General features: G+C 73.8%; 21 protein-coding genes. 5 read left to right on the top strand and 16 right to left on the bottom strand.

Annotated elements, in window-relative coordinates; translation table 11 throughout:
* Positions 1–244 precede the first annotated feature (244 nt).
* Positions 245–943 carry a TetR/AcrR family transcriptional regulator gene (locus tag ACZ6AQ_RS01720; RefSeq protein ID WP_468756694.1) on the bottom strand — a complete coding sequence of 233 codons (699 nt, stop codon included), beginning with the start codon at positions 941–943 and terminating at the stop codon, positions 245–247.
* A gap of 118 nt (positions 944–1,061) precedes the next feature.
* Between ACZ6AQ_RS01720 and ACZ6AQ_RS01715 the strand changes: the two genes are divergently transcribed.
* Positions 1,062–1,856: an SDR family NAD(P)-dependent oxidoreductase gene (locus ACZ6AQ_RS01715; RefSeq protein WP_468756692.1), complete on the top strand. Its 795-nt coding sequence runs from the start codon at positions 1,062–1,064 to the stop codon at positions 1,854–1,856.
* Between the two features lie 150 nt (positions 1,857–2,006).
* On the opposite strand, the gene ACZ6AQ_RS01710 is transcribed toward ACZ6AQ_RS01715, so the two are convergent.
* Positions 2,007–2,528, bottom strand: a complete 522-nt coding sequence (locus tag ACZ6AQ_RS01710; protein ID WP_468757057.1) for a DUF4240 domain-containing protein — start codon at positions 2,526–2,528, stop codon at positions 2,007–2,009.
* Between the two features lie 180 nt (positions 2,529–2,708).
* Here ACZ6AQ_RS01710 and ACZ6AQ_RS01705 point away from each other — a divergent pair, with 180 nt between their 5' ends.
* The gene (locus ACZ6AQ_RS01705; protein WP_468756690.1) at positions 2,709–3,647 is read left to right on the top strand and encodes an SDR family oxidoreductase; all 939 of its coding nucleotides are present in this window, start codon (positions 2,709–2,711) and stop codon (positions 3,645–3,647) included.
* A gap of 65 nt (positions 3,648–3,712) precedes the next feature.
* Here the strand turns inward: ACZ6AQ_RS01705 and ACZ6AQ_RS01700 are convergent, their stop codons facing one another.
* From ACZ6AQ_RS01700 to ACZ6AQ_RS01670, 7 genes are all read right to left on the bottom strand, one after another.
* Positions 3,713–4,678 (bottom strand): helix-turn-helix transcriptional regulator, encoded by a 966-nt coding sequence (locus tag ACZ6AQ_RS01700; RefSeq protein ID WP_468756689.1) that lies wholly within the window; start codon positions 4,676–4,678, stop codon positions 3,713–3,715.
* Between the two features lie 41 nt (positions 4,679–4,719).
* Positions 4,720–7,434: a pyruvate dehydrogenase (acetyl-transferring), homodimeric type gene (gene aceE, locus ACZ6AQ_RS01695; protein WP_468756687.1), complete on the bottom strand. Its 2,715-nt coding sequence runs from the start codon at positions 7,432–7,434 to the stop codon at positions 4,720–4,722.
* Between the two features lie 354 nt (positions 7,435–7,788).
* Entirely contained in the window at positions 7,789–8,412 is a 624-nt protein-coding gene (locus tag ACZ6AQ_RS01690) for a GntR family transcriptional regulator (RefSeq protein ID WP_467387057.1), read from the bottom strand.
* Positions 8,413–8,544: 132 nt separating this feature from the next.
* Positions 8,545–10,359, bottom strand: coding sequence for a 2-oxoglutarate dehydrogenase, E2 component, dihydrolipoamide succinyltransferase (sucB, locus tag ACZ6AQ_RS01685; protein WP_468756685.1), 1,815 nt, complete (start codon positions 10,357–10,359; stop codon positions 8,545–8,547).
* Between the two features lie 62 nt (positions 10,360–10,421).
* The gene (gene lpdA / locus ACZ6AQ_RS01680; RefSeq protein WP_468756684.1) at positions 10,422–11,810 is read right to left on the bottom strand and encodes a dihydrolipoyl dehydrogenase; all 1,389 of its coding nucleotides are present in this window, start codon (positions 11,808–11,810) and stop codon (positions 10,422–10,424) included.
* 338 nt (positions 11,811–12,148) lie between these two features.
* The gene (locus ACZ6AQ_RS01675; protein ID WP_388696463.1) at positions 12,149–13,657 is read right to left on the bottom strand and encodes a leucyl aminopeptidase; all 1,509 of its coding nucleotides are present in this window, start codon (positions 13,655–13,657) and stop codon (positions 12,149–12,151) included.
* A 637-nt stretch (positions 13,658–14,294) separates the two neighbouring features.
* Positions 14,295–15,059 carry an adenosylcobinamide-GDP ribazoletransferase gene (locus ACZ6AQ_RS01670; protein WP_468756683.1) on the bottom strand — a complete coding sequence of 255 codons (765 nt, stop codon included), beginning with the start codon at positions 15,057–15,059 and terminating at the stop codon, positions 14,295–14,297.
* Positions 15,060–15,134: 75 nt separating this feature from the next.
* Between ACZ6AQ_RS01670 and ACZ6AQ_RS01665 the strand changes: the two genes are divergently transcribed.
* Positions 15,135–15,902, top strand: coding sequence for a hypothetical protein (locus tag ACZ6AQ_RS01665; protein ID WP_388696471.1), 768 nt, complete (start codon positions 15,135–15,137; stop codon positions 15,900–15,902).
* Here the strand turns inward: ACZ6AQ_RS01665 and ACZ6AQ_RS01660 are convergent.
* The 4 genes from ACZ6AQ_RS01660 to ACZ6AQ_RS01645 all read right to left on the bottom strand — a co-directional run bounded on the left by ACZ6AQ_RS01660 (position 15,842) and on the right by ACZ6AQ_RS01645 (position 20,780).
* Positions 15,842–16,567, bottom strand: coding sequence for a hypothetical protein (locus ACZ6AQ_RS01660; protein WP_468756681.1), 726 nt, complete (start codon positions 16,565–16,567; stop codon positions 15,842–15,844). The genes ACZ6AQ_RS01665 and ACZ6AQ_RS01660 overlap by 61 nt on opposite strands.
* Positions 16,564–18,327, bottom strand: coding sequence for a phosphatidylglycerol lysyltransferase domain-containing protein (locus ACZ6AQ_RS01655; protein WP_468756679.1), 1,764 nt, complete (start codon positions 18,325–18,327; stop codon positions 16,564–16,566). Before ACZ6AQ_RS01655 ends, ACZ6AQ_RS01660 begins: the two co-directional genes overlap by 4 nt.
* Positions 18,328–18,434: 107 nt before the next feature.
* Positions 18,435–19,532, bottom strand: a complete 1,098-nt coding sequence (cobT, locus tag ACZ6AQ_RS01650; protein WP_468756677.1) for a nicotinate-nucleotide--dimethylbenzimidazole phosphoribosyltransferase — start codon at positions 19,530–19,532, stop codon at positions 18,435–18,437.
* Between the two features lie 45 nt (positions 19,533–19,577).
* Positions 19,578–20,780: a bifunctional adenosylcobinamide kinase/adenosylcobinamide-phosphate guanylyltransferase gene (locus ACZ6AQ_RS01645; RefSeq protein WP_468756675.1), complete on the bottom strand. Its 1,203-nt coding sequence runs from the start codon at positions 20,778–20,780 to the stop codon at positions 19,578–19,580.
* A 91-nt stretch (positions 20,781–20,871) separates the two neighbouring features.
* Here ACZ6AQ_RS01645 and ACZ6AQ_RS01640 point away from each other — a divergent pair, with 91 nt between their 5' ends.
* The gene (locus tag ACZ6AQ_RS01640; protein WP_388696482.1) at positions 20,872–21,078 is read left to right on the top strand and encodes a hypothetical protein; all 207 of its coding nucleotides are present in this window, start codon (positions 20,872–20,874) and stop codon (positions 21,076–21,078) included.
* Positions 21,079–21,241: 163 nt separating this feature from the next.
* On the opposite strand, the gene ACZ6AQ_RS01635 is transcribed toward ACZ6AQ_RS01640, so the two are convergent.
* The 3 genes from ACZ6AQ_RS01635 to ACZ6AQ_RS01625 all read right to left on the bottom strand — a co-directional run bounded on the left by ACZ6AQ_RS01635 (position 21,242) and on the right by ACZ6AQ_RS01625 (position 23,913).
* Positions 21,242–22,321 (bottom strand): S1C family serine protease, encoded by a 1,080-nt coding sequence (locus ACZ6AQ_RS01635; protein ID WP_468756674.1) that lies wholly within the window; start codon positions 22,319–22,321, stop codon positions 21,242–21,244.
* Positions 22,322–22,465: 144 nt separating this feature from the next.
* Positions 22,466–23,200, bottom strand: a complete 735-nt coding sequence (locus ACZ6AQ_RS01630; protein ID WP_468757056.1) for a class I SAM-dependent methyltransferase — start codon at positions 23,198–23,200, stop codon at positions 22,466–22,468.
* 107 nt (positions 23,201–23,307) lie between these two features.
* Positions 23,308–23,913, bottom strand: a complete 606-nt coding sequence (locus ACZ6AQ_RS01625; protein WP_388696487.1) for a DUF3043 domain-containing protein — start codon at positions 23,911–23,913, stop codon at positions 23,308–23,310.
* 271 nt (positions 23,914–24,184) lie between these two features.
* Here ACZ6AQ_RS01625 and ACZ6AQ_RS01620 point away from each other — a divergent pair, with 271 nt between their 5' ends.
* Positions 24,185–24,979, top strand: coding sequence for a PspA/IM30 family protein (locus ACZ6AQ_RS01620; protein WP_388696489.1), 795 nt, complete (start codon positions 24,185–24,187; stop codon positions 24,977–24,979).
* Positions 24,980–24,996: the final 17 nt, after the last annotated feature.

Below are 24,996 nucleotides of genomic sequence, written 5' to 3'. Positions count from 1 at the left end.
CGTACGGCCTGACGGCCTGACGGCCTGACGGCCTGACGGCCTGACGGCCTGACGGCCTGACGGCCTGACGGCCTGACGGCCTGACGGCCTGACGGCCTGACGGCCTGTGCGTGGGGCGGTCGCTGACGGCCTGAGGCATCACGTGCGGGGCCCGCCCCTTCCGGGCCCCCGGCGCCCGGGGCCCCGGCCGTCGGTCCGCGCCGGACCCGCCCCCTCCGTCCTCTCCGGCCGCCGCCCCGGCCCGTCAGTCCGCGCCGGACCCGCCCCTTCCGCTCCCCGGCGCCTGCGGCCCCCCACCCGTCAGTCCCCGCAGGCAGCGCACCGCGAGGCCCGCCGGGGCACCCTCGCCGCGCAGCGGCGCGTCCGGGCGCGCCTCCGCCCAGCTCTCCAGCGCGATCCGGATCGCGCCCGTGGCCGCCGCCGCCGCGATCCGCACCTCCAGCGGGTCGGCGTCCGGCCCGGCGAGTCCGGCGAGGACCTCGCGCAGCCGCTCCTCGGACTCCTGGTTGACCCGGTACCAGACGGCCCGCAGGGCGGGGTCCCCGGCCGCCGCGCGGAGCAGCCCCCGGGTCCGCCGCAGGCCCTCCTCCGCCTCCGCGTCCTCCGGGGTGAGCGCGGCGGCGACGGAACGCTCCAGGGCGGCCGCCGGCGGCGTGCCCGGCGCGGTCGCGGCCAGCTCGGCCCGCCAGCGGTCGGCGCCGCCCGCGAGGAGCGGGGCGACGGCCTCCTGCTTGGAGCGGAAGTAGCGGTAGAAGGTGCGCAGCGCGACCCCGGCCCGCAGGGCGATGTCCTCGGCCGTGGTGTCGTCCGGGCCGCGCTCGGTGAACAGCTCGGCCGCCGCGCGGGCGATGTCCAGCTGCGTGGCGGCCTTGCGGCGCTCCGTCAGGGAGGGGGCCCGGGACGGCGCCGGGGAGGGCGTCCGCGGGGATGTCTTGTCGCTCACGCCACTCAGCGTACGCCTCCGGCTGCCACGAGTGCGCAACGTGCAGGTGTGGCAAAACGTGCCACCTGGGCGTACCGTGGCAGTACGTTCGGAACAACCGACACCGAGAGGCGTTCCCATGAACCAGCTCACCCGTTACGAGGGGCGCCGCGCCCTCATCACCGGCGGCGGCTCCGGCATCGGCCAGGCCACCGTCCTGCGTCTGCTCGCCGAGGGCGGCCGGGTCGTCGCCGCCGACATCAGCGAGGAAGGGCTGAAGGACACCGCCGACAAGGCGGGCGACGCCGCCGTCCGCCTCACCACCGTCCTCCTGGACGTCGCCGACGAGGACTCCGTACGGGCCGGCGTCGCCGCCGCCGTCACGGCGCTCGGCGGCCTGGACGTCCTGGTCAACGCCGCCGGCGTCCTGCGCTCGTCGCACACCTCGGACACCACCCTCGACGCCTTCGAGCGGGTGATCCGGACCAACCTGACCGGCACCTTCCTGGTGATACGCGAGGCGATCCCGGCCCTCCTGGAGGGCGACGGACCGGCCGTGGTGAACTTCTCCTCCACCTCCGCCGTGTTCGCCCACCCGTACATGGCGGCCTACGCGGCCAGCAAGGGCGGCATCCAGTCCATGACGCACGCGCTCGCCGCCGAGTACGCCGGGCGGGGCGTCCGCTTCACCGCCGTCCAGCCCGGCTCCATCTCCTCCGGCATGACCGACGGCTCCGGCGCCAGCCGCCGCAGCACGGGCCCCGGCCTCCCCGCCGACGCCGACATGGCGCTCTTCGCGAAGCTCGCCCCCGCCCTCGGCCAGGGCTTCGCGGGCCCCGAGACCGTCGCCGGCGTCGTCGCGATGCTGGCGAGCGAGGACGGGAAGTTCATCACGGGCACCGAGGTCCGCGTCGACGGCGGCACCCACTTCTGAGCCCGCCGCCCGGCCCCCGGAAACCCGTCGCCCGGCCCCGGAAACCCGCAGCCCAGCCCCGTGGGGCCCGCCGCCGGGCTCCGGGGAGGGGGCGGAACCCCCGGCGGCCGCGGCGGGAAGGCCCCGCCCGGCCCCGGAGCGCCCGGTGCGTCACCCCGCCCCGAAGCGCTCCCACAGCCGGGGGAGGCGGGCCGCCAGGGCCTCGTCGTCCTCCAGGTCCAGGGGGGTTCCGAGCGGTTCCCCGTCCGGCATCGGAATGCCCAGGTCCGGGGTCTCCGAGCCGGTCAGCCGCTCGTACGCCTCGTCCGCCGCGAAACCGATCTCCTCGCCGTCCCCGTCGATCTCCACGTCGAAGTCGCCGAGCAGCTCCGCGAGCGCGTCCGGATCGTGCACGGCGCCCTCGTAGACCTCCCGGCCCCGGCCGATCAGCCAGCACCGGAAGGAGTCGAAGGTCTCCTCGCTCGCCCCGTCGAACAGCACGGCCGCCGCGCCCCACAGGTCCCAGAGGTGCGCGCGGTGGTAACGGGCCTCGAAATGGCGCGCGTAGTCGAGCACCGAGTCGGGGTCCAGCCGGGTCAGCCGTTCCACCAGCAGCTCCGCCTGCTCCTCCGCGTCGCCCTCGGCGTCCTCCCGGGCGGCGTCGACGATCTTCCAGAACTCGGTCTCGTCCATCACGGGACCAGCATCCTGCCCCGGCGGACGCGCCGCACCCGGAAAGGCCGGAAAGCTCGTAAAGACCGGAAAGCTCGTAAAGATCGGAAAGCCAGGGAAGCTCGGAAAGCCGGGAAAGTTCGGAAAGACCGGAACGAAACCAGACAGAAGATGTCCTGTTTTCCTGCCAGCCTGGGTTCCATGACGACCGAGACAACCGAGAACACACCCCTGCGCGGACGGATCTGCCTGGTCGCCGGGGCCACCCGGGGCGCCGGCCGGGCCATCGCGGTCCAGCTCGGCACCGCCGGGGCCACCGTCTACGTCACCGGGCGGACCACCCGCGAGAAGCTCAGCGAGGTCGGCCGGGCCACCGAGACCATCGAGGAGACCGCCGAACTGGTGACGGCCGCCGGCGGCGAGGGCGTCGCCGTCCCCACCGACCACCTGGAACCGGATCAGGTCCGCGCCCTGATCGACCGGATCGACCGCGAACGGGGCCGCCTCGACGTCCTCGTCAACGACATCTGGGGCGGCGAACACCTGGTCGTCGCCGGCTTCGACAAGAAGATCTGGGAGATGGACCTCGCCGACGGCCTGCGCATGCTGGAGCTGGGCGTGAAGAGCCACCTGATCACCAGCGCGGCGGCCACCCCGCTGCTCACCCGGCATCCCGGCGGCCTCCTCGTGGAGGTCACCGACGGCACGCAGGAGTACAACGGCACCCGTTACCGCGAGAACATCTACTACGACCTCGCCAAGAACGCCCCGATCCGGATGGCGTTCGGCCTCGCGCGCGAGCTGGAGCCGTCCGGCTGCGCGGCGGTCGCGCTCACCCCCGGCTGGCTCCGCTCGGAGCAGATGCTGGACCACTTCGGCGTGACCGAGGACAACTGGCGCGACGCCGCCGAGAAGCTGCCCGACTTCGCCGTCGCCGAGTCCCCGGTCTACGTCGGCCGCGCGGTCGCCGCCCTCGCCGCCGACCCCGACCGGGCCCGCTGGAACGGCCGCTCGCTCTCCAGCGGACAGCTCGCGAAGGAGTACGGCTTCACCGACGCGGACGGCTCCCGGCCGGACGCGTGGGGGTTCGTCGTCGCCAAGGAGACGGACGCGAACGCGTCCGTGGACGACTACCGGTAGCCCGCACCCGTACGGCCGCCCCGGGCCCCGCGCCCCACCGGGGCGGCCGCCCCGGGCCCCGCGCCTCATCCGTACAGCCGCCCCAGCCCCCGCGCCGCCTCCGCGAACCTCTTCCGGAGCGCGGCCGGGGCCACCACCTCCGCCTCCGGGCCCAGACCGAGGAGCTGCCCGAGGGCGACGTCCTCGCTCTCGACGCGGAGGGTCACCCGGAGCCGGCCGTCGGCCTCCGCCGTGCCCGCCGCGAGCGCCTCCCCGGCCGCCGCCCGGTCCGTCACGTACGGCAGCCGCCGCGCCCCCGCCTCCGTGAGGAGCAGGACGGCCTCGGCCCGCAGCAGGCCCCGCGCGAACTCCCGGGCCCGCCCGGACCAGAACGCGGGCAGGTCGAACTCCGGGTCCCGCTCGAAGCGCTCCCCGCCCACCGCCACCGCCGTGAAGCGGTCCACCCGGTACGTGCGGAACGAGCCGTCCGTCCACGCGCACGCGTACCAGACGCCCGCCTTCAGGACGAGCCCGTACGGCCGCAGCTCCCGCTCCACCTCCGTGCCGTCCCCGCGCCGGTAGCGGACCCGGGCGCACCGGTCGTCCCAGACGGCCTCCGCGAGCGCGGGCAGCAGCTCCGGCGTCACCGGCTCCTGGTACCAGCCGGGCGCGTCGAGGTGGAAGCGCTGCGCCGCCGTACGGGGAGCGTCCCGCAGCGACGGGAGCAGCGCCGCCGACACCTTCAGGCGGGCCGCCGAGGCCGCGTCCTCCAGGCCCATGTCCCGCAGCGCGCCCGGCAGCCCGGACAGGAACAGCGCCTCCGCCTCGCCCCGGGCGAGCCCGGTCAGCCGTGTGCGGTAGCCGTCCACCAGCCGGTACCCGCCGGACCTGCCCCGGTCCGCGTACACCGGCACCCCCGCCTCCGAGAGGGCCAGCGCGTCCCGGGCGACCGTCCGCTCCGACACCTCCAGCTCGGCGGCGAGTTCGGCCGCCGTCATCGACGGGCGGGACTGGAGCAGCAGGACCAACTTGATGAGGCGGGCGGCACGCATGACTCCATCATGCGTGCCGCCCGCCTCCCGGGAACGGGCCCCTACAGGCCGTAGCGCTCGCGCGCCTCCTTCACGGCCGTCGCCCGCACCTCGCCGCGCCGCGCGAGCTGCGCGAGCGCCGCGACGACGATCGACTGCGCGTCGACGCCGAAGTGGCGGCGGGCCGCGTCACGGGTGTCCGAGAGGCCGAAGCCGTCGGCGCCCAGCGAGGACCAGTCCTGCTCGACCCACTGCGCGATCTGGTCCGGGACCTGGCGCATGTAGTCGGAGACCGCGAGCACCGGGCCCTCGGCGCCCGCCAGGGCCTCGCGGACGTACGGCACCCGCTCCTCGCCGCGCAGCAGCGCCGCGTCCGCCTCCAGGGCGTCGCGCCGCAGCTCCGTCCAGGAGGTCGCGGACCACACGTCGGCGGCCACGCCCCACTCGGCGGCGAGCAGCTTCTGCGCCTCCAGGGCCCAGTGGATGGCCGTGCCGGAGGAGAGGAGCTGGATCCGGGAGGGGTTCGCGGGCAGGTCGACCCCGGCGGACTCGGCCGTGTTGAAGCGGTAGAGGCCCTTGACGATGCCCTCGTCGATCCCGGCCGGCTTGGCGGGCTGCGGCATCGGCTCGTTGTAGACCGTGAGGTAGTAGAAGACGTCCCGGTCCTCGCCCTCGGCGGCCTCGCCGTACATCCGGCGCAGACCCTCCTTGACGATGGCCGCGACCTCGTAGGCGAACGCCGGGTCGTAGGTGAGCGCCGCCGGGTTGGTGGCCGCGATCACCGGAGAGTGGCCGTCGGCGTGCTGGAGGCCCTCGCCGGTCAGGGTGGTGCGGCCGGCGGTCGCGCCGACGAGGAAGCCCCGGCCGAGCTGGTCGCCGAGCTGCCACATCTGGTCGGCGGTCCGCTGCCAGCCGAACATCGAGTAGAAGATGTAGAACGGGATCATCGCCTCGCCGTGCGTGGAGTACGCGGTGGAAGCGGCGATGAAGTCGGCCATCGAACCGGCCTCGGTGATCCCCTCGTTGAGGATCTGGCCGTTCGTGGCCTCCTTGTAGTACATCAGCTGGTCGCGGTCGACCGGCTCGTACGTCTGGCCCTTCGGCGAGTAGATGCCGAGGGACGGGAAGAGGCTCTCCATGCCGAAGGTGCGGGCCTCGTCCGGGACGATCGGGACCCAGCGCTTCCCGGTCTCCTTGTCGCGGATCAGGTCCTTCACCAGGCGGACGAAGGCCATGGTCGTGGCCATCGACTGCGCGCCGGAGCCCTTGTCGAAGGCGGTGAACGCCTTCTCGGCCGGGGCGGGCAGCGGGGCGAGCGGGTGGACGCGGCGGGCCGGGGCCGGACCGCCGAGGGCCGCGCGGCGCTCCTGGAGGTAGCGGACCTCGGGGGAGTCGGCGCCGGGGTGGCCGTAGGGCACCTGGCCGTCGGTGAACCGCGCGTCGGAGATGGGGAGTTCGAGGAGGTCGCGCATGTTCTTGAACTCGTCCGTGGAGAGCTTCTTCATCTGGTGGTTCGCGTTCTTCGACGCGAAGCCCTCACCGAGGGTGAAGCCCTTGACGGTCTGCGCGAGGATGACCGTCGGCGCGCCCTTGAACTCCAGGGCGGCCTTGTACGCGGCGTACACCTTGCGCGGCTCGTGACCGCCGCGCGAGAGGTGGAAGCACTCCAGGATCTTGTCGTCGCTCAGCAGCTTCGCCATCTCGACGAGCGCCGGGTCCTTGCCGAAGAAGTCCTGGCGGATGTAGGCGGCGTCGCGGGTCTGGTACGTCTGGACCTGCGCGTCCGGCACCTCGCGGAGGCGGCGGACCAGGGCGCCGGTGGTGTCGAGCGCGAACAGCTCGTCCCAGGCGTTGCCCCACAGCGACTTCACGACGTTCCAGCCGGCGCCGCGGAACTGGGCCTCCAGCTCCTGCACGATCTTGAAGTTGGCGCGGACCGGGCCGTCGAGGCGCTGCAGGTTGCAGTTGATGACGAAGGTCAGGTTGTCCAGACCCTCGCGGGCCGCGAGGGCGAGGGCGGCGGTCGACTCGGGCTCGTCCATCTCGCCGTCGCCGAGGAACGCCCACACGTGCGAGGCGGAGACGTCCTTGATGGAGCGGTGGGTGAGGTAGCGGTTGAAGCGCGCCTGGTAGATCGCGGAGAGCGGGCCCAGACCCATGGAGACGGTCGGGAACTCCCACAGCCAGGGGAGGCGGCGCGGGTGCGGGTAGGAGGGCAGGCCGTTGCCGCCGGACTCCTGCCGGAAGTTGTCGAGGTGGGCCTCGTTCAGGCGCCCGTCGAGGAAGGCGCGGGCGTAGATGCCGGGGGAGGCGTGGCCCTGGATGTAGAGCTGGTCGCCCGAGCCGGGGGCCTCGGGGGACTCCTTGCCCTTGAAGAAGTGGTTGAAGCCCGTCTCGTACAGCCAGGCGGCGGAGGCGAAGGTGGCGATGTGGCCGCCGACGCCGTACTTCGAGCCGCGGGTGACCATCGCGGCCGCGTTCCAGCGGTTCCAGGCGGTGATCCTGCGTTCCATCTCCTCGTCGCCGCCGGTCTCGGTGACCGAGGGCTCGGCGGCGGTGGGGATGGTGTTGACGTAGTCCGTCTCCAGGAGCTTGGGGAGGGCCAGGCCCGCGCCCTCGGCGTGCTGGAGGGTGCGGCGCATCAGGTAGGCGGCCCGGTGGGGGCCGGCGGCCTTGGTGACGGCGTCCAGGGAGGCCGCCCACTCGGCGGTCTCCTCGGTGTCACGGTCCGGGAGCTGGTCGAGCTCGCTCGGAGTCTTGCCTACGGGATCGGTCATGATCGCCGCCTTCCGGACAGGTGGGGTGGAGATGGGGCCCTTGTCTGGCAGGACAGGGCGGAGGGCCGGGTACGGCCCGCCGACGACTGTAAACCGACGATCGATGATCGATCAAAGGGTTGAAGCAGAAAACCTCTTCAGATCGAGAAAGTAGGCACAGGGTGCCGCGGAAAAGGGCACCCGGTGCCTTGTTTTCGCAGGTGAGGGCGTTTCCCTGAGGGGGCGCGCGCACGGATGAGCGGGCGTACGGGCGGGAGGGGACGCCGGTACGGGCAGGAGGGCAGGAGGGGACGGACGTACGGGCACGAAGAAGCGGGCCCGCCGGAGGACGGACCCGCTCGTGTTCCCGTACGGTCAGGCGCGCGGCGCGCAGCCCAGGACGTGCGCCTTCACCAGGGCCCCGATGTTCGGGTCGCCCCGCCGGAACGCCTCCACGAGGTCCTGGTGCTCCTCCGCGTACGACTTCTGGACCGTGCCCAGCCAGCGGATCGACAGGGCCGTGAAGACCTCGATGCCCAGCGTCTCCCAGGTGTGCAGCAGCACGGCGTTCCCGGCCGCCTTCACCAGCTCCCGGTGGAAGGCCACCGTGTGCCGCACCTGCGCGGTCCCGTCCGCGGCCGCGTCCGCCTCGTAGAGGGCCGCCACGTGCGGCTCCAGGGCCGAGCAGTCGGCCGCGAGCCGTCCCGCCGCCAGCTCGGCCGCGATCTGCTCCAGACCGGCCCGTACGGGGTAGCTCTCCTCCAGGTCGGCCGCGGTGAGGTTGCGGACCCGGACGCCCTTGTTGGGCGCCGACTCGATCAGGCGCAGCGACTCCAGCTCCCGCAGCGCCTCGCGGACCGGGGTCTGGCTGACCTCCAGCTCGGTCGCGATCCGGCGCTCCACGATCCGCTCGCCCGGCTTCCAGCGGCCGCTGACGATCCCCTCCACGATGTGCTCGCGGATCTGTTCGCGCAGCGAGTGGACGACGGGGACGGTCATGAAGGGCTCCTCGGGGAGTATCGACCCTAAGACAATACGGCGGCGCCCCCGCCCGGAAACACTTCCGGGCGGGGGCGCCGCAGGTGAGGCTCGTTACGTTGCGGTCCGGCCGGAGCCCTCCCGCACCCGCGCCTACAGGCCGAGGTCGACCTCGAACTCGCCGGCCTCCAGGATCGCCTTGACGGCCGTCAGGTAGCGGGCGGCGTCGGCGCCGTCCACCAGACGGTGGTCGTAGGAGAGCGCGACGTAGGTCATGTCGCGGATCGCGATCGTCTCGCCCAGGTCCGGGTGGTCGACGACGACCGGACGGCGCACGGTGGCGCCGATGCCCAGGATGGCGACCTGGTTCGGGGGCACGATGATCGTGTCGAACAGCGCGCCGCGCGAACCGGTGTTGGAGATGGTGAAGGTCGCGCCCGCCAGGTCGTCCGGCGTGATCTTCCCGGCGCGCACGGCACCGGCCAGCTCCGCGGTCTTCTTGGAGATGCCGGCGATGTTGAGGTCGCCCGCTCCCTTGATGACCGGGGTCATCAGACCCTTCTCGGAGTCCACCGCGATACCGATGTTCTCGGTGTCGAAGTAGGTGATCGTGCCCTCGCCCTCGTTGATCCGGGCGTTGATGACCGGGTGGGCCTTCAGCGCCTGGGCCGCCGCCTTCACGAAGAACGGCATCGGGGAGAGCTTGACGCCCTCACGGGCGGCGAAGGCGTCCTTGGCGCGGGCGCGCAGCTTCATCAGCTTCGTGATGTCCACCTCGACGACCGAGGTGAGCTGGGCCTGGCCGTGCAGCGCCTTCATCATGTTGTCGCCGATGACCTTGCGCATGCGGGTCATCTTGACGGTCTGGCCGCGCAGCGGGGACGCCTCCGGAGCGGGGGTCTTCGCGGCGGCGGCCGGGGCGGCGGGGGCCGGGGCGGCCTTCTTGGCCTCGGCGGCCGCGAGGACGTCCTGCTTGCGGATGCGGCCGCCGACGCCGGAACCCTTGACGGAGCCCAGGTCGACACCGTTCTCGGTGGCGAGCTTGCGGACCAGCGGGGTCACGTAGGCGCCGTCCTCCGCCGGGGCGGCGGGGGCCGCCGGCGCCGGGGTGGACGGGACCGGGGTGACCACGGCCGGGGCGATGGAGGGCGCGGCCTGGGCCGGAGCCTGGGCGGCCGGAGCCGGAGCCGGGGCCGGAGCGGCCGGAGCCGGCGCGGGGGCCGGAGCCGGGGCGGCCGGGGCGGGAGCCGGGGCGGCCTGGGCCTGCGGGGCCGGAGCGGCCTCGGCGGCCGGGGCCGGGGTCTCGGCGGCCGGGGCGGAGCCCGCGGCGCCGATGACGGCCAGCTTGGCGCCGACCTCGGCGGTCTCGTCCTCGTTGACGACGATCTCCAGGAGGACGCCGGAGGCCGGGGCCGGGATCTCGGTGTCGACCTTGTCCGTGGAGACCTCGAGCAGCGGCTCGTCGGCCTCGACGGTCTCGCCGACCGACTTCAGCCAGCGGGTGACGGTGCCCTCGGTGACGGACTCGCCGAGCGCGGGCAGCACGACGTCGGTGCCCTCGGCGGAACCGCCGCCGGAGGCGGCCTCGGCGGTCGGGGCCGGGGCGGGCTGCTCGGTCTCGGTGGACGGCTGGGCCTGCGGGGCCTCCGGGGCGGCGGCCTCCTGCGCGGGGGCCTCCTGCGCCGGGGCGGCCTCGGCGGCCGGGGCCTGGGCCTCGGCGGAGGCACCGGAACCGTCGTCGATGACGGCCAGCTCGGCGCCGACCTCGACCGTCTCGTCCTCGGCGACCTTGATGGAGGCCAGGATGCCCGAGGCGGGGGAGGGGATCTCGGTGTCGACCTTGTCGGTCGAGACCTCGAGCAGCGGCTCGTCGGCCTCGACGCGCTCGCCCTCGGCCTTGAGCCAGCGGGTGACGGTGCCCTCGGTGACGCTCTCGCCGAGCGCCGGCAGGGTTACGGAAACCGACATGGTTTCAGTTGCTCCTAACGAATTGCGGAAAGTGGTCGTCGCGCCCTGTGATGACGTCAGCGTCAGTCGTGGGAGTGCAGGGGCTTGCCGGCCAGGGCCAGGTGGGCCTCGCCGAGCGCCTCGTTCTGCGTCGGGTGGGCGTGGATGAGCTGCGCGACCTCGGCCGGCAGCGCCTCCCAGTTGTAGATCAGCTGCGCCTCGCCGACCTGCTCGCCCATGCGGTCGCCGACCATGTGGACGCCGACCACGGCACCGTCCTTGACCTGGACGAGCTTGATCTCGCCCGCGGTCTTCAGGATCTTGCTCTTGCCGTTGCCCGCGAGGTTGTACTTCAGGGCCACGACCTTGTCCGCGCCGTAGATCTCCTTGGCCTTGGCCTCGGTGATGCCCACGGAGGCGACCTCGGGGTGGCAGTACGTCACCCGCGGCACGCCGTCGTAGTCGACCGGGACCGGGTTGAGACCGGCCAGGCGCTCGGCGACGAGGATGCCCTCGGCGAAGCCGACGTGCGCGAGCTGGAGGGTCGGGACGAGGTCGCCCACGGCCGAGATCGTCGGCACGTTGGTGCGCATGTACTCGTCGACCAGGACGTAGCCGCGGTCCATCGCGACGCCCTGCTCCTCGTAGCCGAGACCGGTGGAGACCGGGCCGCGGCCGATGGCGACCAGGAGGACCTCGGCCTCGAAGGTCTTGCCGTCGGCCAGGGTGACCCTGACGCCGTTGTCGGTGTACTCGGCGGACTGGAAGAAGGTGCCGAGGTTGAACTTGATGCCGCGCTTGCGGAACGCGCGCTCCAGGAGCTTCGAGCTGTTCTCGTCCTCGACCGGCACGAGGTGCTTCATGCCCTCGATGACGGTGACGTCGGTACCGAAGGACTTCCACGCGGAGGCGAACTCGACGCCGATGACGCCGCCGCCGAGGATGATCGCGGACTCCGGGACCCGGTCCAGGGTCAGCGCGTGGTCCGAGGTGATGATCCGGTTGCCGTCGATCTCCAGGCCCGGCAGCGACTTCGGCACGGAGCCCGTGGCGAGGAGGACGTGACGCCCCTCGACGCGGCGGCCGTCCACGTCGACGGAGGTCGGGGAGGAGAGGTGGCCGGTGCCCTCGATGTAGGTCACCTTGCGGGAGGCGACGAGACCCTGGAGACCCTTGTAGAGCCCGGAGATCACGTCGTCCTTGTACTTGTGCACGCCCTTGATGTCGATGCCCTCGAAGGACGCCTTGACACCGAACTGCTCCGCCTCGCGCGCCTGGTCGGCGATCTCACCGGCGTGGAGCAGGGCCTTCGTCGGGATGCAGCCGTTGTGCAGGCAGGTGCCGCCGAGCTTGTTCTTCTCGATCAGTGCGACGTCCAGGCCCAGCTGCGCTCCGCGCAGCGCCGCGGCGTAACCGCCGCTGCCGCCGCCGAGGATCACTAGGTCGAAAACGGTGCTGGCGTCGTTCGCCACGTCACGTCCTCCATGCATGTGCGCTCGTCGCCGGTCGTCCATGACCGGGCGGCGGCTGGTGTTCGGCCGCTTATTTTCGGCCCTGTGAGAGGGGCCCTGTCCTGCCGGGAACCCATCTTCGCACTTGTTGGCGGGCGACGGGACGCGGGGCCGTGCTCCGGGACGGCCGATCGACCGTACGGGAGGACCGGAGGGCGCCCGGACATGCGGATTTCGTCGTCCTCCCGCCGCCGTCCGCCCGCGGCCCCGGCCCGGATTCCGTCACGGGCGAACGGCGACGGCGACGGCCCCGGGCGCGGAGCCCGGGGCCGTCGCCGCCGTACCGGATCGGACGAGGATCAGAGCTCGCCCTCGGCCAGACGCTCGGCCAGGCGCACCAGGGTGCGGACCGAGGAGCCGGTGCCGCCCTTGGGGGTGTAGCCGTAGGGGGCGCCCTCGTGGAAGGCCGGGCCCGCGATGTCCAGGTGGGCCCAGGTGATGCCCTCGCCCACGAACTCCTGGAGGAAGAGGCCGGCGACCAGGCCGCCGCCCATCCGCTCGCCCATGTTCGCGATGTCGGCGGTGGGGGAGTCCATGCCCTTGCGCAGGTCCGCCGGGAGCGGCATCGGCCAGGACGCCTCGCCGACCTCCTCCGCGACCTCGTGGATCGTGGAGCGGAACTCGTCGTCGTTGGCCATGATGCCGAAGGTGCGGTTGCCGAGCGCCAGGACCATGGCGCCGGTCAGGGTCGCCACGTCGACCATCGCGTCCGGGTTCTCCTCGGACGCCTTGGTCAGCGCGTCGCCGAGGACCAGACGGCCCTCGGCGTCGGTGTTCAGGACCTCGACGGTCTTGCCGCTGTACATGCGCAGCACGTCGCCGGGGCGGGTGGCGGAGCCGGACGGCATGTTCTCCGCGAGCGCCAGCCAGCCGGTGACGTTGACCTCCAGGCCGAGGCGGGCCGCGGCGACGACGGCGGAGAACACGGCGGCGGCGCCGCTCATGTCGCACTTCATCGTCTCGTTGTGGCCGGCCGGCTTCAGGGAGATGCCGCCCGAGTCGTAGGTGATGCCCTTGCCGACCAGGGCGAGGGTGCGCTGCGCCTTCGGGTGGGTGTACGCGACGCGGACCAGGCGCGGCGGGTTGGCGGAGCCGGCGCCGACGCCGAGGATGCCGCCGTAGCCGCCCTTGGCGAGGGCCTTCTCGTCGAGGACCTGGACCTTGAGGCCGTGCTCCTTGCCGGCGGTCTGCGCGGCGGCGGCGAAGGCGGCCGGCGTCAGGTCGTTCGGCGGGGTGTTGATCAGGTCGCGGGCGCGGTTGATCTCCTCCGCGACGGCCTGGGCGCGGTCGGCGGCGGCCTTGTGGGCCTTGTCGCGCGGCTTGGCGCCGAGCAGGACCACCTCGGCGAGCGGCTTCTTGGCGTCCTTGCCGCTCTCCTGGTACGCGGTGAAGGCGTACGCGCCGAGCAGGGCGCCCTCCACGACGGCGGTGACGGCACCGGCGCCGTCGACGGGCAGCGCGAACGCGGCCTTCTTCGTGCCGAACAGGGTCCGGGCCGCGGTGCCGGCGGCGCGGCGCAGGGTCTCGGTGCCGAACGCCTCGCCGTCCGCGGGCGCGGTGCCCAGGCCGACGGCCAGGACGACGGGGGCCTTGAGACCGGCGGGGGCGGGGAGCTTCGTCGCCTCACCCTCGGCACCCGAGGCGCCCAGGGTCTCCAGGACGGCGGCGAGCCGTCCCTCGAAGGCCTTCTCGACGGCCTCGGCGCCCGGGGCGACGATCAGCTCCTTCCCGGACTTCGCGACGCCGACGACGAGGGCGTCCGCGCGCAGCGTCGCCGCGCCGGCAGTGCTGAGAGTGAGAGCAGTCACGGTGGTGAAATCTCGCTTCCATGTGAGTTCTGTGTCGGTCGGGGGATGGGCCGACCGTGCCCGCCGCATCGTATTTCGGCCCGGAGAGCGCCGGGAACGAGCCTACGCTCGCTCGTCCGGTTCGCTCACGGCGGCGCTGGTTCACCCGTCGGTGGTGTCTCCTTCCCGGCCACCGGCCCGGGGGCCCCTTCCCCGCACGCGCCCTCGTTCCCGCGAGGACGCCCCGGGCCTCAGCCCGGCGCGTGAGCGGTACGCCCCGGGCCTCAGCCCGGCGCGTGAGCGGTACGGGCCGGGGCCCCGCCGACCGTGTAGCAGGTGGCCGTGCCCCCGCCCCCTCCGTCCACTCGTCCTCGGCCGACCAGGTGCGCCGGGGGCCCCGGGCCCCGGGCGCTCCCCGGCCTCCGCGCAGGCCCGCGCGGCCCGTTCGGCGGCCTCCACCCTTCCGGGGAAGGCACCGGGCAGCGTGTGCTGTGCGACGACCCGGCCGTCGTGGGGACCGGTGCAGGGCACCCGGACCACCAGCCTCCCGTGCCGCATGCCCGTGTTGAAGTCCAGGCACTCCCCGGGCCGGGCCGCGGGGAGGGCGACGACCGCCGAGGCGCCGTCCAGGACCCGCCCGCCGCCGGTCACGGAACGGTCACCCCAGGGTCAGCGCCACCAGCGCCGCCGTCGCCGCCGTCTCCTCCACCGCGCCGAACACGTCTCCCGTCACCCCGCCGAACCGCCGTACGCACCGGCGCAGCAGCAGCGCCGCCGCGCCCAGGGCGGCGCCGGCCGCCAGGACGTGGCGGATCGCGTCGTACGGGGAGAAGAGCAGGCCCGTCGCCGCGCACAGGACCAGGAGGGCGGCCGTGGTGAGGGTCGCGGAGCGGACCGGGACCGTCGCGGCGACGATCGCCCCGAGGCCCTCGGGGCGGGCCGCCGGGACGCCGTGGCGGGAGGCGTGGGTGAGGGCGAGGCGGGCGACGGTGGCGGCGAGGACGGTGGCCGCGACGCCGCGGGCCCAGCCCTCCTCGTACAGCCGGACGAGGGCGGCGACCTGGGCGAACAGGACGAGGACCACGGCGATCACGCCGAACGGGCCGATGTCCGACCGCTTCATGACGCGCAGCGCGTCCTCGGCGGGCTTGGCGCTGCCGAGGCCGTCCGCGGTGTCCGCGAGGCCGTCCAGGTGGAGGCCCCGGGTGAGCGCGGCGGGGACGGCGGCGGTGACGACGGCCGCGAGCAGCGGGCCCGAGCCGAGCAGCAGAAACGTTCCACCAAGGGCGGCGGAGGCCAGACCGACGACCAGGCCGGCGAGCGGGGCGCAGAGCATGCCGGCCCGCGCCGCGTCCCGGTCCCAGCGGGTGATGCGGGCGGGGAGCACCGTGAGGGTGCCGAAGGCGAAACGCAGGCCGTCCATCCGGGCAGGGTAGTCGCCGCTTCCGGACGGTAGATTGCGCATCAGACGCATCACGTACATTACGGACGGGGTGGCATGGGTCACTGGTTCTCGCGGAACGTCCTCGAACCGGGCAAGCTCCCGATGCTCCTCGCCCTGGCCTCGTTCGTCCTGACCTTCCTGGCCACCCGGACCGTCACCCGCCTGATCCGGGCGGGGAAGGGCCCCTTCCGGAACGTCTCCGGCTCCGGCGGCCTCCACATCCACCACGTGGTGCCGGGGGTCGTCCTCTCCGTCGTCGGCGGCTTCGGCGCGGTGGGCAGCGGCCGGCACGGCGTCGGCGCCGCCGTCTCCGCCGTCGTCTTCGGGATCGGCGCGGGACTCGTCCTGGACGAGTTCGCGCTGATCCTCCACCTCGACGACGTGTACTGGAGCGAGGAGGGCCGCAAGAGCGTCGAGGTGGTCGTCCTCACCGCCGCCCTGGTCCTGCTCGCCCTGAGCGGCTTCTCGCCGCTCGGCGTGGACGACGTGTCCGCCGGCGAACGCCAGGACCGGACCGCCTTCGTCCTCACCACCGCGCTCAACTTCCTCCTCGCCCTGATCACCCTGGTCAAGGGGAAGTTCCGGACGGCCGTGATCGGGATCCTCGTCCCGTTCGTGGCGATCGTCGGGGCCGCCCGCCTCGCCCGCCCCGACTCCTGGTGGTCCCGGCACCTCTACCGCCGCCGCCCCCGGGCCCGGGCCAGGGCCCGCGTCCGCGCGTACCGCCACGACATGCGCTGGACCAAGGTGCGGCGGCGCTTTCAGGACCTGATCGGCGGCTTCCAGGAGCGCGTCCAGGGCCCCGGCGACCCCCCGCCCTGACGCCGCTCGCGCCGGGCCAGGAAGACGATCGGGACGAGGACGGCGACGATCGCCGCCAGGTGCTCCTTGCCCGCCAGGTTCGGCTTGACCACCACCTCCACCACCATCGCGAGGACCACCAGCCCCCCGGTGAGGCAGGCCCGGTACCGCCAGCAGACGTACACGGCGAGACCCACCACGGCCGCCGAGGGCCCGGTGTCGACCACCCGCGCGTCGGAGGCCGGGAGGCCGAACGGGCCGTCCGGACCGAGCGCGACGCCCACGCGCGCGTAGAGCGTGCCCGCGAGGGTCGAGAGGTACGCGACGGCGAGCGTCCGCCACCGGCCGAGACAGATCTCGGCGAGCCCGAACACCAGCAGGACCTGCGCGAGGGCCCCCCAGACGGGCAGGTCGAGCGCGGGCACGAAGAGCGAGAGCGGGGTCCGCAGCAGCGCGAGCCAGAGCGGGTCCTCGGCCCGTACGAAACCGATGTCGTGGACCGGCCGGTACCCCCAGTCCTGGTTCTGCACGAGCTGGAACAGCGCCGTCAGGCAGACCGACGCCAGCGTCATCGGGACCGCCCGCCACCCCCTGGCGACGAGCGCCGTCCGCACGGTGGTGAACAGCGGCCCCCACTCGCGGCGGGCGAACCCCCGGACACCGCCTCCCCGGGAGGGGCCGTTCAACGCCCGCCCCCCAGATGTCCGCGGTGCAGCCACTTCGGGAGTCCGGGCGCCTCCAGGAACCCTTCGGCCCGCCCGGCGGCGAGACCGATGCGCAGCAGGTCCGCGCCCTTCTCGAAGAGCATGAATCGGGGCTCCCAGATCGGTCGGTACTTGGCGTTGGCACGGTACAGCGACTCGATCTGCCACCACCGGGAGAAAAAACCGAGCAGCGAACGCCACATCCGCAGCACCGGCCCCGCCCCGAGCTTCGAGCCGCGTTCGAAGACGGAGCGGAACATCGCGAAGTTCAGCGAGACCTGAGTGATCCCGATCTCCCCGGACCGCCGCAGGAGTTCGATGACCATGAACTCCACCAGACCGTTCTCGGAGTCCCGGTCACGCCGCATCAGGTCCAGCGAGAGCCCCTCCGGCCCCCACGGCACGAACGACAGCAGGGCCCGCGGCTCCCCCCGCCCGTCGGTGCACTCCAGCATCACGCAGCGCCCGTCCCGGGGGTCGCCGAGCCGGCCGAGCGCCATCGAGAAGCCCCGCTCCGTCGCCCCGTCCCGCCAGTCGTCCGCCCTGCGCACCAGCGCGGCCATCTCCTCGGCGGGAATGTCCTCGTGGCGCCGGACGCGGACTTCGTACCCGGCCCGCCTCACCCGGTTGTACGCCTGCCGGACCGTCCGCATGGCCCGGCCCTCCAGGGTGAACTCGCCGGTCTCCACGATCGCCTCGTCACCCAGCTCCAGGGCGTCCAGGCCGTGCCGGGCGTAGACCGTCCCGGCCTCCTCGCCCGCGCCCATCACCGCCGGGACCCAGCCGTGCTCACGGGCCTCGGCGAGCCACGGCCCGATGGCGCCGGGCCACGCCTCGGGATCCCCGATCGGGTCGCCGGAGGCCAGCGACACCCCGCCGACCACCCGGTAGACGACGGCCGCCTTCCGGCTCGGGGACCACACCACGCTCTTCTCGCGGCGCAGGGCGAAGTAGCCGAGCGAGTCGCGATCCCCGTACCGGTCCAGCAGGGCCCGCAGCCGCTCCTCGTCCTCCTCGGTCAGCGGATCGACGGCCCGGCGGGAGCGGAAGGCGGCGTAGAGCACCGCGACCAGCAGCAGCGTGGACAGGACGTTGATGGTGACGTCCACCCAGCCCGGGGTGGAGATCCCGGTGGAGCGCGTGTCGTCCGAGGCGAGGGTGATCAGCCGCGTCACGCCGTACCGCCAGCGCTCCGGGAAGGTGGAGGGGGCCGGGGAGGTGTCGGTGACGGTGACCAGGACGGCGGCGAGCAGCGAGGTGACGAGCAGCCCGCCCGCCGCCACGGCCGTCGCGAGGAGCGGGTTGGAGCGGTCGCCCTTCGCGTAGAACTCCCGGCGGCCGAGGAGCAGCGCGGCGACGAAGGCGGCGGTCAGCCCCAGCGAGACCCAGTTCTGGGCGTGCCCCCGGACCTCGGGGAAGAGCATCACCAGCGCGAAGAGCAGCAGGAAGATCCCGCCGAGCACCAGGTTCAGGATCCACGCGGCCCGCTTGCGGCGGCGCATGGTGACCGCCAGGAAGAAGGTGAACAGCCCCGACGCGAAGCCCGCCGTGAGCAGGTACGGGGTGAAGTGGTCGTCCACGTTGTGCCGGCGCAGGTCCTGCCCGAACGAGACCCAGACGGCACCCAGGAAATCGACGAACGTGACGACGCGCAGGTACCAGACGGCGAACGCGGCGCCGCGCCGGGAACGGGCGGTGGTGCCCCGGGGCGCTCCTTCGGTGGCCAAGCGGACCTCTCCCATGAAACATGATCATATGGGGCACCGCTTGCCGCGCGGCGACGCCGAAGACGGCCGCACACGCGTCGCGTGCGGCCGTCCGGAGCCGATGTGGGTCCGTCGCGTCCCCGTCAGGCCCCCGGCGTTTCCGGTACGCCGTCCCCGCCGTCCCCGCCGTCCGGGGAGGACGGGTCCGGACGCTCGGGCAGCTCCGCGGCGAACGCCGCCGCGGCCCGGACCAGGGGAAGCGCGAGCAGCGCCCCGGTTCCCTCACCCACATGGACGCCGTGGTCGAGCAGCGGGTTGAGCGCCATCCGGTCCAGCGCCTTCGCCTGCGCCGGCTCGCCGCTCACCTGACCCGCCAGCCACCAGTCCGGGGCCCGGAAGGCCGCCCGCTGCGCCACGAGCGCGCAGGCCGCGCCCACCACCCCGTCCAGGATCACCGGCATCCGCCGCACCGACGCCTGGAGCAGGAAACCCGTCATCGCCGCCAGGTCCGCGCCGCCCACCGCCGCGAGCAGCTCCAGCTGGTCGCCGAGGACCGGCCGGGCCCGCCGCAGCGCGTCCCGGATCGCCGCGCACTTGCGCATCCACGCCAGGTCGTCGATCCCGGCGCCGCCCCGGCCGGTCACCACCGAGGCGTCCGTCCCGCACAGCGCCGCGATCAGGGTGCACGCCGGGGTCGTCCCGCCGACGCTCAGGTCCCCGAGCACCACCAGGTCGGTGCCCGAGTCCGCCTCCTCGTCCGCGATCGCGACACCGAGCCGGACCGCCGCCCCGGCCTCCTCCGCCGTCAGCGCGTCCTCCACGTCGATCCGGCCGCTGCCGCGCCTGATCCGGTGCCGCACCACCTCGGCGGGCAGCAGCCCGGGGTCGCAGTCCAGACCGGCGTCCACGACCCGCACCGGCACCTCCAGGGAACGGGCGAGCACGGCCACCGGGCTCGCCCCGTCCAGGACCGCCCGCACCAGCTCGTGCGCGGTACCGGCCGCGCGGCCCGACACGCCGAGCGAGGCCACCCCGTGGTCGCCCGCGAACAGGACCGCCTTCGGCTGCCGGATCGTCCGCACCACGGCCGACGCCTGCGCGGCGGACAGCCACTCGCCCAGCTCGTCCAGCCGGCCGAGTGCTCCCGGCGGTACGACGAGCCGCTCCCGGCGCTCCTCGGCGTCCCGCCGTATCCCCCCGTCGGGGCGCTCGATCAGATCGGAGAAGTCGTCCAGGTTCACGGTTCCGCCTTGTGACAATCAGCGAGGTCCACAGGTGTTCGCACCCTACCCGCGCAGGACGAGCGCCTGCCCCGCGACCACGAGCAGCACCTGCTCGCACTCGTCCGCGAAGGCCGCGTTCAGCCGGCCGAGCTCGTCCCGGAACCGCCGCCCCGCCGCCGTCGCGGGCACCACGCCCGACCCGGTCTCGTTCGTCACCGCCACGACCGTGCGGCGCGTCGCCCGCACCGCCGCCACCAGCTCCGCCGTCCGCTCCCGCAGCGCCTTCCGCCCCCGGGCCTCCCACTCCCCGTCGTCCCAGGCGCCCACCCGGTCCATGGCGTCCGTCAGCCACAGCGACAGGCAGTCGACCAGGAGCGCCGGACCGTCCTCCGCGAGCAGGGGCACCAGGTCGCAGGTCTCGACGGTGCGCCACGAGGCGGGCCGCCGCTCCCGGTGCAGGCCCACCCGCTCCGCCCACTCCTGGTCGCCCTCCCGGCCGCCACCGGTCGCCACGTACACCACCTCGGGGAAGGTCTCCAGGCGCCGCTCGGCCTCCACCGACTTCCCCGACCGGGCCCCGCCGGTCACCAGGGTCCGCCGCGGCGCGTCCGGCACCTCGTGGTACTCGCCCACGTACAGCGTCGTCCCGTCCGGCACCGCCCGCGCGCCCGCCGCCGCGAGCCGCCGGTCCAGCTCGGCGCCCGCCGGCGCGTCGTGGTCCAGGTGCGCCGCGACCACGTCGGTGGCCGGGCCCACGGCCCCGGTCGCCCGCAGCCGGGCCAGCGCGTCCGGACGGCCCGTCACGTCGGCCACCACCAGGTCGTACGGCGTCCGGTGGTCCTCCGGGAGCCCCGCCGGAGCCCCGCCCGGCGGCAGGTAGAGCAGCCGCTCGCCGTCCGCCGAGGTCACCTCGTACCCGGTCCCGGGCGAGTCCATCGACACCGCCCGGACCCGGTGCCCACTGATGAGCGCCAGCTCCCGCCCGTCCGGCACCCGCCCGGCCGTCGGAAGCCCCGGCGGCAGCTCCACGGGCGGCCCGTCGTGCGGGTGCGTGAGCAGCACCTGCCGGACGCCCACGAGCGAACGGCCCGACCGGGCGGCGGCGAGCGCGGCCCCCGGGGTGAGATCGAGCAGCAGGGCCCCGTCCACGAGCAGCGCGGTCGCGGCCCGCGCGCGCGGGCCCCGGGAGAGCGCGCACACGGCGCAGGGGCAGTCGGGGCGAGGCAGCCCGCGCGGGGCGCCGGTGCCGAGCAGAGTCAGTTCCACCCTCAGATCCTCCCGCGCCACCGCGAGGCGTGCGCGCCCGGCTACGCTGCGGGCAGGAAACCGATCATCCGGTGAGCTCCAGGAGGCTTGCATGGCATGGACGTGGCGGTTCGAGAAGGCCGACGGCACGGAGGTCGAGCCGGTGGTGACTCCCGAGGAGTTCACCACCCAGGGCGACGCGGAGAGCTGGATCGGAGAGCACTGGCGTGACCTCCTGGGCGGCGGCGCCGAGCAGGTGACCCTCTCGGAGGACGGCACGAAGGTCTACGGCCCGATGCCCCTGGACGCGGAGGGCTAGGAACGGTCCGGTCCGGTCCGGTGACCGGGGCGCGGGGCCGGAGCCCCGCGTCCCTTCCGGACCGGAGAGTCCGCGCCCCTTTCCGGGGCAGGGCCTCGCGCCCCTTCCGGAGCGGATTCCCGTGCCCCGTCCGGGCCGGTCCCCGCGCCCCCGCCCGGACCGGTTACGTCTCGCCCAGCGTGACCTCGGTCTTCTTCGTCTCCGTGCCCCGCACGTACGTCGCCGTCACCTTCTCGCCCGGCTTCCGCGAGGCCAGGGCCTCCGCCAGGGAGGTGATGGTCGTGATCTCGTCGTCGCCGAGCCGCGTGATCACGTCGCCCGGCTTCAGGCCCGCCCTGCCGGCCGCCCCGTTCGCGGGGGCCTCCACCACCGCCACGCCCGCCGGCTCGTAGTCGTCGCTCAGGACCGTACGGCCGGTGATGTTCAGGGCCGCCCGGCCCGAGTCCGTCACCCTGCCGTCCTTGATGATCTGGTCCGCGATCGTCCGCACCGTCGAGGCCGGGATCGCGAAGCCGATGCCGGGCGCCGCGCCGCCGCCCAGCTCCGGGTCGGACGCCGCGAGGGTCGGGATGCCGATGACCTCGCTGTCGAGGTTCACCAGGGCGCCCCCGCTGTTCCCGGGGTTGATCGCGGCCGACGTCTGGATCATGTTCGCGATGGTCGCGCCCGTGCCGCCGCCGGCCTGCCCCTCGCTGACCGTCCGGCCGGTGGCCGAGACGATGCCCTGGGTCACGCTGCCGGACAGTCCCAGCGGAGAACCCATGGCGAGCACGATCTGCCCCATGTCCACCGTCGAGGAGTCGCCGAACCTGGCCGCCTTCAGCCCCTGGGGCACGGTGCTCAGCCGGATCACCGCGAGGTCCTGCTCCGGGTACGAGGCGACGAGCCGCGCCGTCACCGGCTGCCCGCCGGTGGCCGCCGTGACCTTGAAGCTCTTCTCCCGGCCGACCACGTGCGCGTTGGTGACGACGTGCCCCTTGCTGTCGTAGACGACCCCGGAGCCGAGGCTGTCCGACGCGTCGATCTGCACGACGGACGGCAGGACGTCCTTGATGACGGCCCGGTAGTCGTCCTGGAGCCCGTTGGCGGCGAGTGGCGCCGCCGCCCGGGCGAGCCGTTCCGGCGCGGGGGCGTCCCCGGGGGCGGAGCAGGCCCCGACGAGCGCGGCGGCACAGGCCCCGGCGGCCAGCGGGAGGAGGCGGCGGCGGGCGCGGACACGGGCGTGGGCACGGGATACGTCCATGTCCGGAGTATCCGTTCCCTCCCGTCCCCGGGCCCGGCGAGCGCACCCGATCAGGGGCCCCGGAGACGGCGCGGCACCTCCGGGCGCGGAACCGGGGCCACGGCCCCGCGACTGCCGTCCGCCCGGGGGCGGACGGCACACGCTCTAGCCCCGCACCCCGCACAGGTGCAGCAGCGCCGCGATCCGCCGGTACGGGTCCGTGCGGCCGGCCCGCTCCTCGGCGGCGAACAGCCGGTCCAGTTCGTCGGCGGCCGGCAGGCCCACCCCGGCCGGGACGCCGTCGGTGAAGACCCGCACCCCGTACCAGGCGTGCAGCGGCGCCGCGATCCCCGAGAGCGTCGAGGTCAGCGCGTCCAGCCGGTCGGCCCGCACCTTCACGCCGTCGTCGTCGGTGTAGACGTCCGAGTCGAAGCCCGCGAGCGCCCCCGTCCAGTCCCCGGCGAGCCCCGGCCGCATGGCGAGGGCGTCGGCGTTCCGCACCACCAGGGAGAGCAGGCCCCCGGGGGCCAGCATCCGGGCCAGACCCGCGAGCAGCGCGTCCGGCTCGTCCGCGTACATGAGCACGCCGTGGCAGAGGACCACGTCGAAGCTGCCGGGCAGGAAGTGCACCCCGGTCTCGCGTCCGTCGCCCTCGACCAGCCGGACCCGCTCGCGGATGCCGGCGGGCTCGGTCGACAGCGACTCGCGGGCCGCCTTCAGCGACTCGGGATCGGCCTCCAGGCCGGTCACCGTGTGCCCGGCCCGCGCCAGGCGCAGGGCCTGTACGCCCTGCCCCATCCCCGCGTCGAGGATCCGCAGCCGCTGCCCCACGGGGTACCGGCCGGTTATCTGCTCGTCGAGCTGGCGGGCGACGATCTCCTGGCGGATGGTGTCGCGCAGCCCGCCGGTCCCGGCGGGCCAGTGCGTGACGACGGGCAGGACGGAGCCGCCCGTCCCCGGTGTCGCTGTGCCGGGCACGGGACCGCCGACTTCCGGACCGTCGGCGCTCAGGGCCGCTCCCCGCGCTTGACCTGCGGCTTCGGCAGCCGCAGTCGGCGCATCTGGAGCGTGCGCATCAGGCCGTAGGCCACGGCCCCGCGCTTCGGCTCGTTCGGGAACCGCTCGTTGAGCTGCTTCCGCAGCCGGAGCCAGATGCCGATCGAGTCGATGACGATCAGGACGATCACGCCGAGCCAGAGGAGCAGGGAGATGTTCTGCAGCCCCCGGTTGGCGTTGCCGAACAGCGAGAGCACGAGGATCACCACGGCCATCGGCAGGAAGTACTCGGCGATCGCGAACCGCGAGTCCACGAAGTCGCGCACGAAGCGGCGGACCGGACCCTTGTCGCGGGCCGGCAGATAACGCTCGTCGCCACTGGCCAGCGCCTCGCGCTGACGGGCCAGGTCCGAGCGGCGTGCCTCGCGCTGGCGCTTGGCGGCCTCCTTGCGGTCGGTCGGCACCGTCGCGGCGCGACGGCGCTGGGACTGCGCCTCGCTCCGCTTCGGGGTCGGGCGGCCCTTGGGGGCCTGGGGGTCGCGGGGCTGCGGGGTGGAGAGGTCCGCCGTCACCTTGCCGGTGGGGGCCTTCTCTTCCTTCGAACGGCTACGGAACACAAAACCCAAGGGTACGGGGTGGGGGGCATGAACCCCATGCCGGTCGGGAACGATCCGCTAACGGACCGCGTCCTGGACGGTACGGGGCGGGGACGGGTGCGGGTCTCCCCGGGAGCCGTCTACTCCCTGCGCGGGAGGGAGCGCCGCGCGCAGTCGTCCTTGGGGAGGAGCGCATCCCGCTCCGGACAGTGCGGTAATGGAGTCGGGGCCCGTACTGTGGACCTTGTTGGAAGAGTCGGCCGAGTCCGTCAGAAGGGGGCGCGCGAAGCCCATGAGCGGTGTCATGAAGCGTATGGGGATGATCTTCCGCGCGAAGGCGAACAAGGCCCTTGACCGGGCCGAGGACCCTCGCGAGACGCTCGACTACTCCTACCAGAAGCAGTTGGAGCTGCTCCAGAAGGTGCGGCGGGGCGTCGCCGACGTCGCCACCTCCCGCAAGCGGCTCGAACTCCAGCTGAACCAGCTGCAGGGCCAGTCCGCCAAGCTGGAGGACCAGGGCCGCAAGGCGCTGGCGCTCGGTCGCGAGGACCTGGCGCGCGAGGCGCTGTCCCGGCGGGCCGCGCTCCAGCAGCAGGTCGGTGACCTGGAGGTGCAGCACCGGACGCTCCAGGGCGAGGAGGAGAAGCTCACCCTCGCCGCGCAGCGTCTCCAGGCCAAGGTCGACGCCTTCCGCACCAAGAAGGAGACGATCAAGGCGACCTACACGGCGGCCCAGGCCCAGACCCGGATCGCGGAGTCGTTCTCCGGCATCTCGGAGGAGATGAGCGACGTCGGCCTGGCGATCCAGCGGGCCGAGGACAAGACCGCCCAGCTCCAGGCGCGGGCCGGAGCGATCGACGAACTGCTCGCCTCCGGCGCCCTGGACGACCAGTCCGGGCTCGCGAAGGACGACATCCAGGCGGAGCTGGACCGGCTGTCCGGCGGTACGGACGTCGAGCTGGAGCTCCAGCGGATGAAGGCCGAGCTGGCCGGCGGACCGTCGGCGCAGCAGCAGGCGATCGAGGGCGGCGACGGCACGGCGGCGCCGCGGCACCAGAACCAGTCCCACCCGCGCTTCGAGAAGTAGAAGCAGAAGCGGGAGAA

The organism is Streptomyces sp. NPDC041191 (assembly GCF_055591945.1).
This window is presented reverse-complemented; position numbering and strand designations above follow the sequence as displayed.